Origin of the sequence: Niallia oryzisoli, assembly GCF_043641075.1 — a bacterium.
In the GTDB taxonomy this organism is placed as follows: domain Bacteria; phylum Bacillota; class Bacilli; order Bacillales; family Cytobacillaceae; genus Bacillus_BD; species Bacillus_BD oryzisoli_A.
In genome coordinates, this window is record NZ_JBHZRC010000017.1 from 1 (window position 1) to 16389 (window position 16389).

General features: G+C 39.3%; 16 protein-coding genes. 3 read left to right on the forward strand and 13 right to left on the reverse strand.

Annotated elements, in window-relative coordinates; translation table 11 throughout:
- Positions 1-93: 93 nt before the first annotated feature.
- Complete coding sequence (locus ACHUFV_RS24885) at positions 94-1278, reverse strand: aminotransferase class I/II-fold pyridoxal phosphate-dependent enzyme (RefSeq protein ID WP_394238949.1); 1185 nt, start codon at positions 1276-1278, stop codon at positions 94-96.
- A 251-nt stretch (positions 1279-1529) separates the two neighbouring features.
- Here ACHUFV_RS24885 and ACHUFV_RS24890 point away from each other — a divergent pair, with 251 nt between their 5' ends.
- Positions 1530-2234 (forward strand): pirin family protein, encoded by a 705-nt coding sequence (locus ACHUFV_RS24890; protein WP_394238951.1) that lies wholly within the window; start codon positions 1530-1532, stop codon positions 2232-2234.
- Between the two features lie 44 nt (positions 2235-2278).
- Here the strand turns inward: ACHUFV_RS24890 and ACHUFV_RS24895 are convergent, their stop codons facing one another.
- The gene (locus tag ACHUFV_RS24895) at positions 2279-3163 is read right to left on the reverse strand and encodes a selenium metabolism-associated LysR family transcriptional regulator (RefSeq protein ID WP_394238953.1); all 885 of its coding nucleotides are present in this window, start codon (positions 3161-3163) and stop codon (positions 2279-2281) included.
- Positions 3164-3353: 190 nt separating this feature from the next.
- Between ACHUFV_RS24895 and ACHUFV_RS24900 the strand changes: the two genes are divergently transcribed.
- On the forward strand, positions 3354-4043 hold the full coding sequence (locus ACHUFV_RS24900; protein ID WP_394238955.1) for an SIMPL domain-containing protein: 690 nt from the start codon (positions 3354-3356) through the stop codon (positions 4041-4043).
- 72 nt (positions 4044-4115) lie between these two features.
- On the opposite strand, the gene ACHUFV_RS24905 is transcribed toward ACHUFV_RS24900, so the two are convergent.
- The 5 genes from ACHUFV_RS24905 to ACHUFV_RS24925 all read right to left on the reverse strand — a co-directional run bounded on the left by ACHUFV_RS24905 (position 4116) and on the right by ACHUFV_RS24925 (position 10433).
- Entirely contained in the window at positions 4116-5087 is a 972-nt protein-coding gene (locus tag ACHUFV_RS24905) for a carbohydrate kinase family protein (RefSeq protein ID WP_394238956.1), read from the reverse strand.
- A 10-nt stretch (positions 5088-5097) separates the two neighbouring features.
- Positions 5098-6588, reverse strand: coding sequence for a glycoside hydrolase family 32 protein (locus tag ACHUFV_RS24910; RefSeq protein WP_394238958.1), 1491 nt, complete (start codon positions 6586-6588; stop codon positions 5098-5100).
- Positions 6589-6649: 61 nt separating this feature from the next.
- Positions 6650-8101 (reverse strand): sucrose-specific PTS transporter subunit IIBC, encoded by a 1452-nt coding sequence (locus ACHUFV_RS24915; RefSeq protein WP_394238960.1) that lies wholly within the window; start codon positions 8099-8101, stop codon positions 6650-6652.
- A gap of 188 nt (positions 8102-8289) precedes the next feature.
- Positions 8290-9288 (reverse strand): LacI family DNA-binding transcriptional regulator, encoded by a 999-nt coding sequence (locus ACHUFV_RS24920; protein WP_394238962.1) that lies wholly within the window; start codon positions 9286-9288, stop codon positions 8290-8292.
- Positions 9289-9575: 287 nt separating this feature from the next.
- Positions 9576-10433: an MBL fold metallo-hydrolase gene (locus ACHUFV_RS24925; RefSeq protein ID WP_394238964.1), complete on the reverse strand. Its 858-nt coding sequence runs from the start codon at positions 10431-10433 to the stop codon at positions 9576-9578.
- A 146-nt stretch (positions 10434-10579) separates the two neighbouring features.
- On the opposite strand from ACHUFV_RS24925, the gene ACHUFV_RS24930 reads away from it, so the two are divergent.
- Positions 10580-10723 (forward strand): hypothetical protein, encoded by a 144-nt coding sequence (locus ACHUFV_RS24930; RefSeq protein ID WP_394238966.1) that lies wholly within the window; start codon positions 10580-10582, stop codon positions 10721-10723.
- A gap of 138 nt (positions 10724-10861) precedes the next feature.
- Here ACHUFV_RS24930 and ACHUFV_RS24935 read toward each other — a convergent pair whose 3' ends face one another.
- From ACHUFV_RS24935 to ACHUFV_RS24960, 6 genes are all read right to left on the reverse strand, one after another.
- A complete protein-coding gene (locus tag ACHUFV_RS24935) occupies positions 10862-12130 on the reverse strand; it encodes a glycoside hydrolase family 18 protein (protein WP_394238968.1) in 1269 nt (422 codons plus the stop codon).
- Positions 12131-12273: 143 nt separating this feature from the next.
- Complete coding sequence (locus tag ACHUFV_RS24940) at positions 12274-12627, reverse strand: nitrous oxide-stimulated promoter family protein (RefSeq protein WP_394238969.1); 354 nt, start codon at positions 12625-12627, stop codon at positions 12274-12276.
- A 379-nt stretch (positions 12628-13006) separates the two neighbouring features.
- On the reverse strand, positions 13007-14521 hold the full coding sequence (locus tag ACHUFV_RS24945; protein WP_394238971.1) for a DHA2 family efflux MFS transporter permease subunit: 1515 nt from the start codon (positions 14519-14521) through the stop codon (positions 13007-13009).
- 199 nt (positions 14522-14720) lie between these two features.
- Positions 14721-15191 carry an S-ribosylhomocysteine lyase gene (locus ACHUFV_RS24950; RefSeq protein ID WP_394238973.1) on the reverse strand — a complete coding sequence of 157 codons (471 nt, stop codon included), beginning with the start codon at positions 15189-15191 and terminating at the stop codon, positions 14721-14723.
- Between the two features lie 119 nt (positions 15192-15310).
- Positions 15311-16009, reverse strand: a complete 699-nt coding sequence (locus ACHUFV_RS24955) for an LrgB family protein (RefSeq protein ID WP_394238975.1) — start codon at positions 16007-16009, stop codon at positions 15311-15313.
- Entirely contained in the window at positions 15975-16361 is a 387-nt protein-coding gene (locus ACHUFV_RS24960) for a CidA/LrgA family protein (RefSeq protein WP_394238977.1), read from the reverse strand. The genes ACHUFV_RS24955 and ACHUFV_RS24960 overlap by 35 nt, the downstream gene beginning before the upstream one ends.
- Between the last annotated feature and the right edge of the window lie 28 nt (positions 16362-16389).

Consider the following 16389-nt stretch of genomic DNA (forward strand, 5'->3'; position numbering starts at 1 on the left):
TCAAAGCCTGTGAAATTTTACTCTTCGTAAAATTTCACAGGCTTTTTCATTTCAGAAGGGGGTTTTGTCCCAGCCTCTTTTTACCTTATGTGATTATTTATTTATCGCTGGATTCGCATTGAGAAATTGCTGGATTCTTTCCGCCGCTTGAGCAAGTCTATCCGAAGGCTGGACAAGAGCCATTCGCACATACCCTTCACCTAATTTACCAAATGCATCACCTGGAACAACCGCTACTCCTGCCTTTTCAATTAATTCAAACGCAAATTCACGGGAAGTCCACCCCGAAGGGATCTTAGCCCAAACGAACATGGTCGCAGGAGACTTTACAACTTGCCATCCAGCCTTTGCTAAGCCTGAAATGAATACATCGCGACGGGATTCGTACTCTTTTACCTGTTCCTCAAGGGCTGAGTAGTCTGAGGTCAGAGCCGTAACTGCGGCCATTTGAATGGGATAAAAAATTCCATAATCAATATGTGACTTTAAGGCAGCCAATATCCTGATAGCCTCCGGATTTCCTACAACATATCCAATGCGGCAGCCTGCCAAATTAAAGGTTTTAGAAAGTGAGTTAAACTCAATTCCTACCTCTTTTGCACCTGGAACAGACATGAAGCTTATTTTGGGATGCTGGTCGAAAATCAATTCTGAATAGGCAAAATCATGTGCGACAAGGATATTATTTTTTCTCGCAAACGCAACAACCTCTGCAAAGAAGGACTCATTCGCTAAGGCGGTAACCGGATTTCCCGGATAGCTGATAATCATCATTTTCGTTTTTTGTAAAATCTCTGTTGGAATTTCATCAAGCTTTGGCAGGTATTGATTCTCCTCCAGCAACGGCATTGGATACACAAGACCGCCAGCTAGCGACACACTCGCTTCATAAATAGGATAACCCGGGTCTGGAACCAAGACATACTCACCAGGATTAACGATGGCGGTTGCCAAATGGGAAAGCCCATCCTGAGAACCCATCAGCTGCAAGACCTCTTCTTGCGGATGGATGTCCACTCCATATCGCTGTTTATAAAAGTGTGAAACACCTTCATGAAATTCTTCTATTCCCTTTAACGTGTAGCCATATTTCGTTCTATCTTTACTATGCTCTAAAAGGGAATCAACCACATAAGAGGAAGGCATCATATCAGGACTCCCGACACTTAAATCAATCACATCAATTCCTCTTTTAAGAGCATCCTGTTTTTTCCCTGCAAGTTCAGTAAAAATACCAGTTGTTAATTTCTTTAGTTTCTCCGATGCAACAATCTTCATTGTTTTCCCCCAAATCTTTTTTTGCATTTTTCAGTATCCCGTAGATTCTATCTAAATGTTACCATAATTATATGATGATAGGATTCGCCTCAATAAATTTAGTTGACATCCCAAGTAAAAAACCTTTATAATTTATCTTGAATTAAAGATTTTTTAAATAAAAGTAATTAACAAAAAAAACATCATGAGCTTAACTGTTTAAGGTAACGATATATTTACTAGCACAAAAATAACAATCAAAGGGGATTATTATGATAAGAAAAATAGACAACTCAAAAATGGGAAGAAGCAACCTTGGCTGGCTCCAAAGTATTTTTCATTTTTCATTCGCAGAATACTATAATCCAGCCAATATCAATTTCGGTGCGCTGCGTGTCATCAATGACGATTTAATTGCACCTCAAACCGGCTTCGGTACCCACCCGCACCGGGATATGGAAATCATTTCATATGTTGTTGATGGAGAACTAACACATGCAGATAGTATGGGAAATGAAAATTCAATTACACGCGGCCAAGTCCAATATATGAGTGCGGGTACTGGCGTTCTGCACAGTGAATACAATCATGGACAAGATACGTTAAGAATGCTGCAAATCTGGATTATTCCTGATCAGAGAAACTATACACCAAATTATGGCGATTACCGTTTTAATTGGGACGACCGTCAAAATAAATGGCTTCACATGGTATCAAAAAAAGAAGGAAATGCTCCAATTAAAGTTAATCAAGATGTTAACTTCTACTCACTAGAGCTTTCTAAGGATAACGAGATTAGCTTTCCTGTAAAACAAGGAAGACAAGCCTATTTAGTTCAAATAGAAGGTGCATCAACCATCAATGACACTTCTTTAACGGCACGGGATGGACTGGAAATTGTTGAGGAGGATATTACAATTCACGCAGCTGAAACCTCACACTTTCTAGTGATAGAAATGTCAATGGCAGTTGAATAGAAATAGAACGACAAAGAGCGAGCAGTGTCCTGTTCGCTCTTTGTTTAAATCAGATTTTTGGCTTCTTCAATAAACTTATTAGAAACAATTGATTGTGTTCGATTGATATTGTATACAAGATAGAAATATCTTTCATGGTCAAAATGCTCAATGTCATACAAACGAATTTTTTCACTTCCGCTATATTCTCTTGCAGCAATCTCTGACATAATCGAAATTCCAATGCCTTCTTTCACAAACTGCAATAGGCTTTGACTGCTGTCCGTATAGGCAATAGTGTTCAATTGATCATGCGAAATCCTATTTTCTTTAAAAAATCGTTCAAGAAGTGCATTCGTTCCAGAATCAGAATGGCGCATAACAAAAGGATACTTTACCAGCTCATCTATATTTACCGGGCTTTTAAATTCCAGCTCATCAGATGAGACTAGCACTAATTTCTCCTTTATTAGCGGTATATACTGCAGCTTATCATTATCATATTTTTCACCGATAATGCCAAAATCAACTGATCCATTTAATACTTTTTCGGCTGCATTCTTAGAAGATGATTGATTAATATAAAAAATAACATGTGGAAAGCTCTTTCGAAACTGCTTTACCATTTTTGGAATCATAAATTGCCCAGGAACAGAGCTTGCCGCAATACGGATATTCCCCTTTAATTCTGTCATATCTTGACTTAAATCAAGCAAAGCCTGATCCTTTAGCTCTAATAGCTTTAAGGCCCATTCATACAGCCTTTCTCCATGTGGAGTCAGAACACTCTCTCTTCCCACACGATCAAAAAGAGTAACATTAAACATTTTTTCCAGCGAATGAATATGTGAGCTGACAGTGGATTGGCTTAAGTAAACATGTTCAGCTGCTTTGGAAAAGCTTCTGTGCTCAACCACCTTCGTAAAGATATATAATTGATGTAAATCCATATCACACCTCAAATCCAACCATCAAACGATTAAAATTCGTATAAAAAAATAAAGGTTGATTTTATTATTATAACTTTATAATGATTAGAATGAAAATTTTTCTTGGATCATTTACGACTTTTAACGTATATGGACCAGTTCCCCTACATACCTTAGTGTGATATCCAAATTGATCGTCAGAGGTGATGAAATGCATTTTCCCCCTCGCTATCAGAACTATCAGCCATATACACCATATAGAAACGGCTATCCTTTTACAATGACCATTGAAGGAGAAGGTCAATTAAAGGTTAAGCCTGACCAGGCAACCATTTCATTAGGTGTTGTAACGGAAAATCTCAATCCACAAAAGGCTCAGGAAGAAAATGCTGAAATTACTAGTTCAGTGATTCTTGCATTAAAAGAAGCAGGGATTGACGAAAATGATATTAGAACAACTTCCTATTCAGTCAATCCCCGCTATGATTATATTGATGGAAAATCAGTCCTAAGAGGCTATGAAGTAGAGCACCAGTTGGAAGTAACCGTGAAAAATCTGGCTGCCATTGGAAGCATTTATGATACAGCTATAAAAAATGGAGCAAATCGGAGCGGAATGATTCAGTTTCTTGTTGCACAGCATGATCTCTTTTATCGAGAAGCACTTAACAGAGCTGTCCAAAATTCAAAGGAGAAAGCCGAAGAAATAGCTCAATCGATTGGAGCAGTACTAAACCCCATGCCAATAAAAATAACAGAGCTGCGAGATCAGCCCATTACACCTTTCCCAGCTTTTTCAATCGGAGCCACTGCAGTTACGAAGCATGAAGCACCGCCGATTCAAACGGGTGTCCACACAATTATTGCACGAATCAAAGTGGTCTATGCCTATAACGGATGAATACACCTTATATAAAAAGAAGCTGGTTAACTCCCTTCAAACGAAGTGGTTTAACGAACTTCTTTTTTGTCATTATCTGGCGTTTACTAAGCTTTCTATTTCCTTTTTGGAAGGAAGCGCTGAAATGGCTCCAGATCCTGTTGTTGTTAATGCCCCGCTTGCATTTGCAAAGCTCAGTATTTCTTTATGATGTAAATGTACTATTGTTTCTAAGTTTAAGGTATTAGTCTCAAATTCTAACAGTTTATATAATAACCCACCAATAAATGCATCACCGGCACCAGTCGTGTCTTTTACTTCGACTGAATATCCTTTTGAATGATATTTTTCTGATAGCATGATTAATTCTGCACCAGCTGCACCCTTTGTGAACACTACTGCTTTTACCTTTCCCATAAACAAGGATTGAAGTGCTTCTTCCTCATTATTGATTCCGGTAATAAACTCAAGCTCTTCATCAGAAACCTTTACTATGTCTGCAAGGGGAAGAAACTCAAGTATTGCTTTTCGACAGTCTTCTTTATTATTCCATAGTGGCAGCCGTACGTTGGGATCAAAACTAACCATTCCACCTGCCTCTGAAACGGCATGTATTGCTTTCTTATGCGCTTGTTTCATTGGGCTCTCAACAAGATCCACAGAACAAAAATGAAGAAAATCACCCTCTTGAAACCAAGTTGGATTCACTTCCTCCTCTTTTAACAATAAATCTGCCGAGGGATTTCGATAGAAGGAAAAATCACGTTCCCCGTTTTCCTTAAGTGATACAAACGCTAAAGCTGTATTGGCTTCATCTGTCCGAAATATCTTATCTGTTTCAACCCCGGCCTCAATGAGTTTCTCCACTAAAAAATCTCCAAAAGCGTCCTTCCCTAATTTTGAAATCATAGAGGAGCTTTGCCCGTATTTTGAAACAGCTGCCGCCACGTTTGCCGGCGCTCCCCCGGGTGTTCTCTCAAAGGAATAAACGTCTTTTAAAGCTGCCCCTTTTTGCATTGGAATAAAATCAATTAATACTTCACCAATTGCAAACAGTTTTCCCATAGTTTCCACCTCATAAATCATTAAACTTCTTTGCCATATTCCATTTCATTGCCCTCAATTTTGTATGACCACCGTTAGCAAAGAAGTGTATCCCTCTGCTATCTTGATGAGGAAAAATTCTGCCTGTAAACACTTCTTCCCCATTATTTACGAACACTTCAACCGAAGATACATCAACAAATAGACGAAACGAAACGATATCACCATCTAAGTGACATTTTCTTATCTCACCAAACTCCATACCGACTGGCTGGCCGGAATGAGTTCGATCAAAAATAACCATCTTTTCAGCTGCATCATACTTAATGGTTGTTTTTTCCTGATGACCGACACGTACCTCTATTCCAAATTCCTGAGCATTACTTTCAGAGAACTCAATCAAAAGCTCGTAAGCATCGCCAGTAAATCCATCAATTGAAATACATTCATTTTTGAGCGTGATTTCGGCTTCAATCATTTCTCCTCGAAGACTTTCAAGCTCTATTACTGGCTGTTGGTAAAGCTTCCCTCCCCTGATTGATAGTTCTCTCGGAAGCGTTAAACAGTGAGCCCAGCCATTTTTATCTGTCGGATAGTCAATTTCCGGCAGACCCATCCAACCAACTACTATCCTGCGCCCTTTGGGGTCACACATGGATTGTGGCGCATAAAAATCAAAGCCTCTATCGAGTTCATGAAACTCTCCATGAGTCAGCTGTTGTTTGTCTATATCTAACGGACTGCCCATTACATAGCCTGATTGGTAAATATTTTGGAAATGGTCCCCTTCAGCTGCTATGCCTTGTGGCGAGAATAGAAGAATTCCTTTTCCATCAAGTTCAAAGTAATCGGGGCATTCCCACATATAGCCAAAATCTTTTAACCTTGTTTCGATTTCCCCTTGGAACGACCACTCCTTCATATCGGAAGATTGATATAAAACAACACATCCAGTTCCGCATTCCTTTTGTGCTCCAATTATTGCATAGAAGTGGTCATCTTGTTTCCATACCTTTGGATCTCGAAAATGATCTGTATACCCTTTTGGTACTCCATCAATAATAGGTTTATCCAGTTTTGTAATGGTTCCCGTTCTGTCCATGACGGCTAAACATTGATAAGGATGCCTTTCCCAATAATCATCCCTAGTGTTGCCAGTATACATTAAAAGTAAATTTCCTTCATGTTCAATCGCACTGCCAGAATAAACACCATGACTGTCAAACTGGTTCGTTGGCTTGATTGCAATCCCTACGTTCTCCCAATGAACCAGGTCCTTGGATTTTGTATGAAACCAATGCTTTAACCCATGTACCGGACCCAGAGGAAACCATTGATAGAATAAATGGTATTCACCATTGTAGTAGCTAAAGCCATTTGGATCGTTCAATAGACCAGTAACTGGTTGTATATGGTAGGACTGTCTCCATGGACATTCATTTACTATTTTTTCTAATGCAGTTAATTCTTCTACTGTAACATCTTCAAGCGCTCTATATCGTTCTTCTTTTGTCCATTCCATGTTGATCAACTCCTAAAAAAAGAAAGGAGAATCATCGGACTCTCCATTCAATTATTCATTATTACGCTGCTTTTTTTTCCACTCCTGCACTTTTTCTCTTTTTCTCATTTCTTCCAGCTAATATCATGGTGACAATAAACGAAACGGCAAAGGCAATGGCCATCCCAATAATATAAGAGATGATTGTATCTGGTCTGATTGAGATGATTCCCGGAAGACCCGCAGCCCCCAATGCAGTTGCTTTTACTTTGAATAAAGTGACAAAGCCGGATCCTACTGCCGAACCAATGATGGCACCAATAAATGGATAACGCAGCTTTAAATTAATTCCAAACATAGCTGGCTCTGTAATTCCTAATAAAGCTGATATTCCTGCAGCAGATGCAGTTCCTTTGACCTTAGCATCACGAGTTACCTTTAAGACAGCAAGTGTTGCAGCCCCTTGTGCAACGTTCGACATGGCAGCAATAACGAAGATAAAGGATCCTCCTGTCTTAGCCATATCAGCTAGTAACTGAGTTTCCACAGCGATAAAGCTGTGATGCATCCCTGTAATAACAATCGGAGCGTATAATAAACCAAAAATAATTCCTCCAACGGCTCCGGTTGCATCATAAAGCCAAACAATGCCATCTGTTAAAAGATTACCTGCAGATCGAGTAAGCGGTCCTACTAATGTAAAAGTTAAAATGCCTGTAACAAAAATCGAGATTAAAGGTGTTAACAAATTATCCAACGCGGATGGGATAACCTTTCGCAAATAGGTTTCTGTTTTTGCCAATATATATGAAGCAGCGAGAACAGGAAGTACGGTTCCTTGATATCCTACTTTTTCAATTTCAAAGCCAACTATCTTCCAAACTGGAACTTCATTATTAAGTAAAGCTGCACCATAACCATAGCCATTTAATAGGTCTGGATGAACCATAAGCATCCCAAGTGTTGCTCCAAGATAAGGGTTACCGCCAAAACGTTTGGTTGCAGAAAAGCCAATTAAAATGGGCAGGAATACAAAAGCTGCATTGGCAAATGTATTAATAAGTGCAGCTAAATCCGTCATTCCAGGATAAGCAGTGACTAATGATTTACCATCAATAAAAAGATCCTCTGCTGTTAATACATTATTAATCCCCATCAATAGACCGCCAGCAACAATTGCCGGGATAATTGGTACAAAAATGTCTGAAAGCATTTTTACAAATTGCTGCAAAGGGTTAAGCTTTTTACTCGCTGCATCCTTCACATCACTTGTAGACATCTCTGTTTGATCGGATAGTTTTGCAAAATGCTTATATACTTCATTTACTGTCCCAGACCCTAAAATAATCTGATACTGTCCCCCAGTTGAAAAAGTACCTTTTACGATTTCCATGTTATCTAGCTCTGATTGGTCTATAGCTGACTCATCATGTAACACTAGACGAAGACGAGTAGCACAGTGTGCTGCAGCTGATACGTTTTCTTTCCCGCCAATGGCTTCTAAAATCTCTTCAGCAACTTTCTTATGGTTCATCTTTTTTCACCTCTTATTTATAATCGTTTCTTCGGAACCGGTTCCAAAACACCGCAAAAAAATATTCATTATGGAGGATATTACGGAACCGGTTCCAATTTGATGGAAAAAAAATATCAAAAAGGAGAAACCGATTTCAACTATTACCAATCAATCGGTTCTTTTTGGAACCGGTTTCGTTACTTGTATTATAATGTCCCTTTTAATAGATTGTCAACGCTTTCTCGCTCAATAATTTCAAATTTAGATATCGTCAGTTGATCCAATTGTTTTTCATTTATTAGATCGATTATGTTTTCAGCGGCTTTTTTACCAGCTTCTTTATAAAAAAACTTGGCTGTTGTTAGTCCCGGATGGATAATTTCTGTAACCTCATATCCACCAAAACCTGTAACTGAAAGATCCTTAGGTATCGTTAATCCCATTACATAGGCCACTTTATGTACCCCAAGTGCGATATTATCAGTTGCACAGACAACAATAGTTGGTTTAAATTCATTGATTATTTTATAGGCTGCAGATTGAGCCGAAGGAATATTGAATTCCGTTTCATAATAGCGTACCTCACAGTCTTTTCTACCTTCCAGTGCCATTTGGAATCCCTTTTTCCGCTTAACACCAACAGCTATATCCTTCTCTGTTACACCCAAATAAGCTATTTTACGATGACCTTTTTCAAGGATATATTCCCCAATTTTATATCCCGCATGATAATCATCGTGAATAAGGCTGTGAAGGTCTTTATGCTCTTGACCAATCAACAGAACCGGAACGTTCACATCAGCAAATGCCTGTAAATGTAAATCTGTAATCTCTGTGGCCAGTAGGATAATACCTGCCATTTTTTGTTTTGCAAAACTATAAATACTTTCAATTTCACGTTCTATTTTTTGACTTGTATTAGAAATAAGCATCTGAAAGTTCGCTTTTTTTAATTGTTCATCAATCCCAATTAGAGTTTGGGAGGCAGCATATGAATCAAGTCGTGGTACGACGGTTCCAATAATGTTCGTCTTCTTTGCCTTTAAGCTTTGAGCAAATGGATTTGGCGAATAATCGGTTTCTTCTATTGCCGACTGGATCTTCTTTTTTGTTTCTTCACTTACAGAGCCGCCATTTAAATAACGAGAAACGGTACTTTTTGCCACTCCTGCAATTTTTGCAATATCTGAAATTGTACTAACCATTCATTTCTCCCCATATTTATTTCTTTTCTTCATTATATCCTATTCATATTTTAGTTAAAAATAAATCTAAGAAGGATTTTACAAAAAAGGCTCTGTTCAACTTTGTTGTTGATTTCCGTTCCAGTCACTTCGCTTTCCGTGGGCGACCGCAGGAGTCTTCGTGCCTTCCACGGAAATCTACAAGTGTCCAAAATCAACACCGTGCTTTAACAAGCAACAAAAAAAGAAAGGTATTAAGCATTCGAATCATGATGCCTGATACCTTCCTTATTACAGTTTTATGATCTCTAATGAATATTTTTTGACACATACTTTCCATAGTCTGGTAATGCAATCGCATCAAATTCCTTCACCAGCTTTTGCAGGCTTTCTGTTAATTCTGTTCCTGACATCGGCAATCCATGACCTGTTATAGCAACGGAGGGATTTAATGCTTCCAATTTTTCAACGGATGCTCGTGCTGCATCCCAGTCGGTTGTTAAGTATCTCGGCGGACCGCTTATTTCCAGCTCCTGTGTCAGCACTTTATAAAGATATTCCTGTTTTACTGTCACAAAAGCATCTCCTGCAATTAATGCCCGGTCTTCCTCGCGAAAAAGAGAAATATGCCCTGGTGTATGACCCGGAGTATGAATCCACCGGAACGAAGGCATATGCGGCACACTTCCATCCGAAGGAAGGGCCTCTACATGAGTTCCTAAATTTATTGGCTCAATTGGAAACATTGGGGACATTTTGGCAACCATTCCCCCTTCAACCGTAGGGTCTGGTTCAGGATATCTTTTTTTCCCCGTCAAATAAGGCATTTCTAACTCATGGGCATAAACAGGAATTCTCCAATGGTTTACTAATTCAATAATAGCTCCTACATGATCAAAATGACCATGAGTTAGTATGATTGCCTTCGGTGGATTATTTTCTCCAAATCGTTCCACTGTTACAGAGATAATTTCATCTGCTGATTTTGGCATACCAGCATCAACTAACACAAAATCCTTTGAATCTGGCTGGCCGACAAGACAAATATTGACTATTTGAATGGTATGACTGTATAAATCAGGTAACACATCTATTCCAACACCACTGCCAATTGATGTTGCTGGAATAAATTTATAATCATCACCGTATGACATAGGTTCACTCATAAAAAAACCTCCATAAGTTCGATAGCAAGGATAGTTTCTCCCTATGCAGTCCGTTTATTCCGAAGACAAACAGATCATCCACAGGAAGGCATAAAATAAATCATATTGCTCCAAACTAAGCTAAACAACCAATAGGAGGATCTCACATGTCACAACAATGCTTTTACTGTGCAAATGATACAGAAAAAGATGTCATTCACCATGTTACATTTCATGTGTCAAATTCCGAAAGAGAAGAACTTTTGTGTGAAGAGTGCTATCAAGAATGGCTTCAGGGAATAAAAGGGTAAATGCCTTTAGAAAATTGCATATGCCTGTCCAGCTTCCCCATTTTGTTGGGTAGCCAATAGACCGATTGGCTGCCTACGATACTAGTTTTTCAATTAATAAAAGCAGCCTACCCAACTGGCCGCCTTACGTTACATGTACTATTTCATTACATCTATATGATTCTTCATATACTCCCAGTGTTGCGGTGCAGTCAGACCGATATGCCAAAATGTTGTTCCAAGTAATTGATATTGGTCTATTAAATTATATTTTTCTATATAGCTCCTTATGTCCTCGAACCAAACGATATGTTCATCAATTCCTCTCCAATAACGAAACCACGGTGCTTGGGCATTCGTATCATATTGAATGGGTTCTTCCACAGTAAGGGCAAGATTTTGCGCACCTTGAACGGACATCGCAGCCGTCACATGACTTGAGACTACCTTATCATACCCATACAAGGGGAGTGATATTTGAAGCTTCCTTGGATTAATCTGTGTGGTGGCATACTGGACTACTTGTTCAATCCAGCCTATTGGGGCGATAGGATCGGGCGGTCCTGTCGGGTAACCATAGTCTATCGTCATCACGGCAACAAAATCAGCAATAGCTCCAATGGCTCTATAATCATAGCCGCCAACAATAGGATTTTGGGGCAAATCTTCACTTTTTGCATGTACGTTTACATGCAAAATCAAACCTCCTAGCCGGGCCTTTAATTCTCTCAAAAATAGAATGAAATCATTTCTCCGCGCTGGAGGAATAAATTCAAAGTCTATACTGACTCCACCATAGCCTCTTTGTTTGGCCAGATGCACTAAGCTCATAATTAAATTATTCCTCGTTGTTGGATTTCGGAGCACATTTCCAATTAATTCTGGACTAAATTGATTAGTTAAATTTCGAATCATTAATAATGGAATGACGTTCAGCTGTCTGCTTCTTTCCACCAGTCCACTGTCATTTAACCTCATGAAAGCATAGCCTTGATTTGTGAGGGCATAGGCGGTTACAGCCAAATATGATAAATGACTTGATGTTGCCTCTAAGCTCTGAATTGACGCTTCGAGTGAGAAAGGCAGGACAAAGCCTAACGTTGCAATTTTCATTTTTATTGGTGAAGGGATACGTAATCTCTGTCCAACAGATAAACTAGCACTTGTTTGCAATCCAAGATTCTCATTGATGATCGCAGTAACAGTCGTTTGATAACGCTGAGCTATACTCCAAAGCGAATCCCGTGCATTCACCTGATAATGTCGAATCTGTAATGGACCATTTTGGGGAATATAAAGGGCAAGTCCGGGTACAATGTTAGCTGCTGGTGTTAGTCCATTTATGCGGACAATTGTGGAAACTGGAATACCATAGTTACTGGAAATTGCCCATAAACTTTCACCGCTTTTTACCACATGAACAGCCATCCCTTTTTCCTCCTTTTTGACCATTTTATTTTTCGCAAAGAGCATATATGCTCTAATCAAAAAAACAATTACAACGCAAAAAAGTAACTTCATAATAAAGTTACTTTTTTCAACTATCCTCTTTATTTTTCGTACGAATAAGATCATCCATGCCGGTGTGTAACTTTCTCCTGCCAAATATGCTTAACAGCAAGTACTGGATGATATACAAGCATCCATGGACCTGAAAAAATCATAACATCTTTAATTTTTTGGCGATAGTCTGGTTTATAGCAATGGACAGGACAATACGAGCAAAAGCTCTTATCTTCCCCAAATTGACAGAAGGACAATCTCTTCATGGCATATTCTTGTAAGTCCTGACACTCTTCACATAGTTCATGGCGATGATGATGATTTTTCCGACAATAGACCTCAATCATTTTTGTGACCGTTTCTTTTTCCTTTTCAATTCTTGGTCCGGTATTGAGTATTTTTTTTTGTCTAGTAGTAGTCACCTTTCACAACCCTCACTTCTTAATGTATTTACTATATTTAGATTACAATCTCAACTAAACCATACCATATTTGCAAAATTAATAGATTGATTTATATCACATATTACTTAGATTTCCGTTCAAGAAACTTCGCTTTTCGCGGGCGACCGCCGAGCCTCCTCGACACTGCGTGTCTGCGGGGTCTCGGCTGTCTCGCTTCTCCCACAGGACATTGAATTACTTCTTCGAATCCGCCCACGCACGAGAAAATTCGATAGAATTTTCGAGGAGTCTTCGTGCCTTCCACTCCAATCAGAAAGTATCCAAAATTAACATTGCTCTGTATCAATATAAATAACCCGTTAGAACAAGACTTATTTGTCTTCTCCTAACGGGTTAACTAATTTCCAGCCAATTTCGTTACACCTTTTATGTTCCTGGACGTTTCTCCCAATGGATCCTCTGATGGTGTTGACCGTTTAATAAAGAAAGCCAATACAAGCGCAAAAGCAATAACAATGGTACTAATAAAGAAGGTAAAGTTAATTCCATCTAACGTTGCAGTCAAAAGCATTTGCTGCTGTATTTCTGCTGTTGGCTGACCTCCTCCTTGATGAAGGGCATCTGTCATCAGTCTCGTCATCACCGATTCCGTGCGGATTGACATGATTGTTACTAAAATCGCTGTTCCAATTGCTCCAGATACTTGGTTTAACGTATTATTCATCGCCGTACCGTGAGGATAGTATCGTCGTGGAAGCTGATTTAAGCCATTTGTTGATACAGGCATCATCACGAGTGACAATCCAAACATCCTGATAGCGTGAATAATGACTAAAGACATGTAGGTCGTTTCGAATGTTAATTGACTAAATAAATACGTTGCAATGGACGTAATGGCTAAGCCTGTAATGGCTAAAATCCTGCCGCCAATTCGATCAAATAATCTCCCTGTTATGGGAGACATGGCCGCGTTAAGAAGTGCTCCTGGCAGCAGCATTAATCCAGCATCCATTGGTGAAATTCCGCGAATGGTCTGAACGTAAATTGGCAGCAATAAAAACCCGGAAAACATCGCCATGTTCATAACCATCGTAATAACAGAAGATAAGGCAAACATCGGATACTTATAAACACCAAAGTTAAGCATTGGATCAGCAAGTTTTGCCTGACGTAAAATAAATATTATTAGTGAAACAGCTCCAATGCCAATCGTTACATATACTTGAGGATTATCCCACCCTTGATTTCCTGCCGAACTAAAGCCATATAATAATCCGCCAAAACCGATACTTGACAGCAAGACTGATAAAGAATCCAGTCTTATATCCACTTTCTCCTTTTTGTCCTTCAGCATGAAGAATCCAATTAAAAGAACCACAATGGCTATCGGCGTTATAAAGTGGAACAGCATTCGCCAATCATAATGCTCCACAATCCATCCAGACAGGGTAGGCCCAATTGCCGGGGCAAACATTAAAATTAAACCAAAGACGCCCATCGCTGTACCACGTTTATGAATTGGAAAACTAACTAACATAACATTCATTAATAAAGGCATCATGATGGCTGCGCCAGCTGCTTGAACCATACGACCTATCAATAATATGAAAAAAAGATGTGAAATCCCGGCAATTATGGTTCCTGCAGTAAACAAACCCATTGCTGTAAGAAATAATTGCCTTACCGAGTATTTACGAATCAAAAAAGCCGTTGTAGGAATCATGACCCCGCTCACAAGCATAAAGCCAGTGGTTAACCACTGAACCGTTGATGTTTCAACATGTAAGTCTTTCATAATTGATGGTAACGCAATATTCAGTAAGGTATTATTTAAAAAGGTAATAAAAGCACCGACCAAAAGGACTGCAATCAGTCCATAGGGCGGGCGGGCAGTATTGATCGATTGATCCATTGTTGTTCCCCCTAACTGCAATTCGTTCACTCGATAAACTGTGTTTCATAAGAATGGTCATCTAACAGTAGTTTAGTTTATTACATGCAAAATATCCGCACATTATCTATCTCGATATACTTTTACGGCAGGAGCATCTCTGATATAAAATCAAAAAGCTACTTTCAACAGAAAGTAGCTTTTCATCATAATTGCGATATTATGCTTCTCCAAAAATGTCTTTCCATTCATTTCTCTTGTCCAGCATTTCATGAGCCAATAGCTTAGCTCCTTCCAAGCTATGGCTGGCAGCCCAGCCACATTGAACCTCATTACATGCCGGTACTTCATTCGCTTCCAATACATCCTTTAGAGTCTTCTCCAGAATATCCAGAATCTCATCCTCATTATCATGATTAATCATGGTTAAATAATAGCCAGTCTGGCAGCCCATTGGACTTACATCCACAACTAGATCTGTATGATTGCGGATGTTTTCCGCCATTAAATGCTCCAGTGAATGCAGAGCAGGCATTTCCATATGCTCCTTGTTGGGCTGCTTAAAACGAACGTCATACTTATGAATGACATCACCATTTTGTCCAGTCTTTACGCCCGCCAAGCGAACATATGGAGCCTTTACTTTTGTATGATCAAGATTAAAGCTTTCAACATTCATTTTTTTTACCATCATAATCACTCCTTCATTAACTTATCCTATCTATATAAGCTTCCCAATCCCCCGGCGTCGCCAAGATGCGGCACGTCGAAGGAAGCATATAGATTATAACATATACCTACTCTTGTCATTTATAGATGGATTAACGGATAAAGCCAGGGCAGAATAATCGATGTAAGAATTGCCGCAAACCCCATCGCCATACTTGAGACGGCTCCTTGAATCGGTCCTTCCCTTACAGCTTGGCTCGTTCCAATAACATGTGAAACCGTTCCAATTCCAAGACCTCGTGAAAAAGGGTCAGAAATCTTCGTTAAGGTTAATAGTGCAGGTGCTAATATTGCGCCAAAAACCCCGGCAAGGATGACAAAGGCTGCGGCAAGTGAAGGATCTCCTCCTACAAGCAAAACCGCTTCAATCGCAACTGGAGTTGTCACAGCTTTCACGGTCGAGGTTGCCTGGATCGTTTCCGATAAGCCAAGAACCTTCGATAACCAAACAGCCGAAACAATCGTCGAAATCGTGCCAATGATTAAGCCGAATAAGGCCGGAACCAATTTTTCCATAATCACCTGCCTGTTATGGTACATTGGTACAGCAAGAGCAACGGTTGCAGGTCCCAATAGGAATGTCATCCATTCCTTTGCAGGTGTATATTCGTCATAGGAAATTCCCATAAAATGAAGCACTGTAATCATGGCGATTGTTGCCGTTAGGACTGGTGTCGTAAGCGGTGATGCAACACGTACGGACAACCATTTCGCACCAAGGTATACAATAATCGTCAATACAATACTAATGAGAGTTAGACTGTGACTGAGACTGTTCATGCTTAGATACCGCCCTTCTTGCTAGAAACTGCGTCAATCCTGAAGTCACGAGTAATCCAATAGTAGAGCTAACAACAATCATAATCAATAATTGGATCCCACTTGCTCGGATTAATCCCCCATAATTCATTAACCCTACTGCAAAGGGAATGAAAAAAAAGGCTAGATGCTTATTAAAAAAGGTAGCTGCCTTGTCAATATGCTGTACTTTTATAATTCCGCTGACTAACAGTAAGAATAATAAAATCATGCCAAACACACTGGCAGGTACAGGCAAATCTAGGAAACTAACAATAAAATCCGAAATAGCATAAATCAGCCAAATAAAAAAAAGCTGCAAGATAAATTTCATAACCTTGTCACTCCTACATAAGACTAGC

Bases quoted from the DNA above. Each gene is read 5' to 3' on its own strand.
- ACHUFV_RS24945 (WP_394238971.1), bottom strand. From the start codon at position 14,521: ATGGATCAATCGATCAATACTGCCCGCCCGCCCTATGGACTGATTGCA.
- ACHUFV_RS24925 (WP_394238964.1), bottom strand. From the start codon at position 10,433: ATGAGTGAACCTATGTCATACGGTGATGATTATAAATTTATTCCAGCA.
- ACHUFV_RS24890 (WP_394238951.1), top strand. From the start codon at position 1,530: ATGATAAGAAAAATAGACAACTCAAAAATGGGAAGAAGCAACCTTGGC.
- ACHUFV_RS24910 (WP_394238958.1), bottom strand. From the start codon at position 6,588: ATGGAATGGACAAAAGAAGAACGATATAGAGCGCTTGAAGATGTTACA.
- ACHUFV_RS24900 (WP_394238955.1), top strand. From the start codon at position 3,354: ATGCATTTTCCCCCTCGCTATCAGAACTATCAGCCATATACACCATAT.
- ACHUFV_RS24935 (WP_394238968.1), bottom strand. From the start codon at position 12,130: ATGGCTGTTCATGTGGTAAAAAGCGGTGAAAGTTTATGGGCAATTTCC.
- ACHUFV_RS24885 (WP_394238949.1), bottom strand. From the start codon at position 1,278: ATGAAGATTGTTGCATCGGAGAAACTAAAGAAATTAACAACTGGTATT.
- ACHUFV_RS24950 (WP_394238973.1), bottom strand. From the start codon at position 15,191: ATGGTAAAAAAAATGAATGTTGAAAGCTTTAATCTTGATCATACAAAA.
- ACHUFV_RS24915 (WP_394238960.1), bottom strand. From the start codon at position 8,101: ATGAACCATAAGAAAGTTGCTGAAGAGATTTTAGAAGCCATTGGCGGG.
- ACHUFV_RS24930 (WP_394238966.1), top strand. From the start codon at position 10,580: ATGTCACAACAATGCTTTTACTGTGCAAATGATACAGAAAAAGATGTC.
- ACHUFV_RS24895 (WP_394238953.1), bottom strand. From the start codon at position 3,163: ATGGATTTACATCAATTATATATCTTTACGAAGGTGGTTGAGCACAGA.
- ACHUFV_RS24955 (WP_394238975.1), bottom strand. From the start codon at position 16,009: ATGAACAGTCTCAGTCACAGTCTAACTCTCATTAGTATTGTATTGACG.
- ACHUFV_RS24920 (WP_394238962.1), bottom strand. From the start codon at position 9,288: ATGGTTAGTACAATTTCAGATATTGCAAAAATTGCAGGAGTGGCAAAA.
- ACHUFV_RS24905 (WP_394238956.1), bottom strand. From the start codon at position 5,087: ATGGGAAAACTGTTTGCAATTGGTGAAGTATTAATTGATTTTATTCCA.
- ACHUFV_RS24960 (WP_394238977.1), bottom strand. From the start codon at position 16,361: ATGAAATTTATCTTGCAGCTTTTTTTTATTTGGCTGATTTATGCTATT.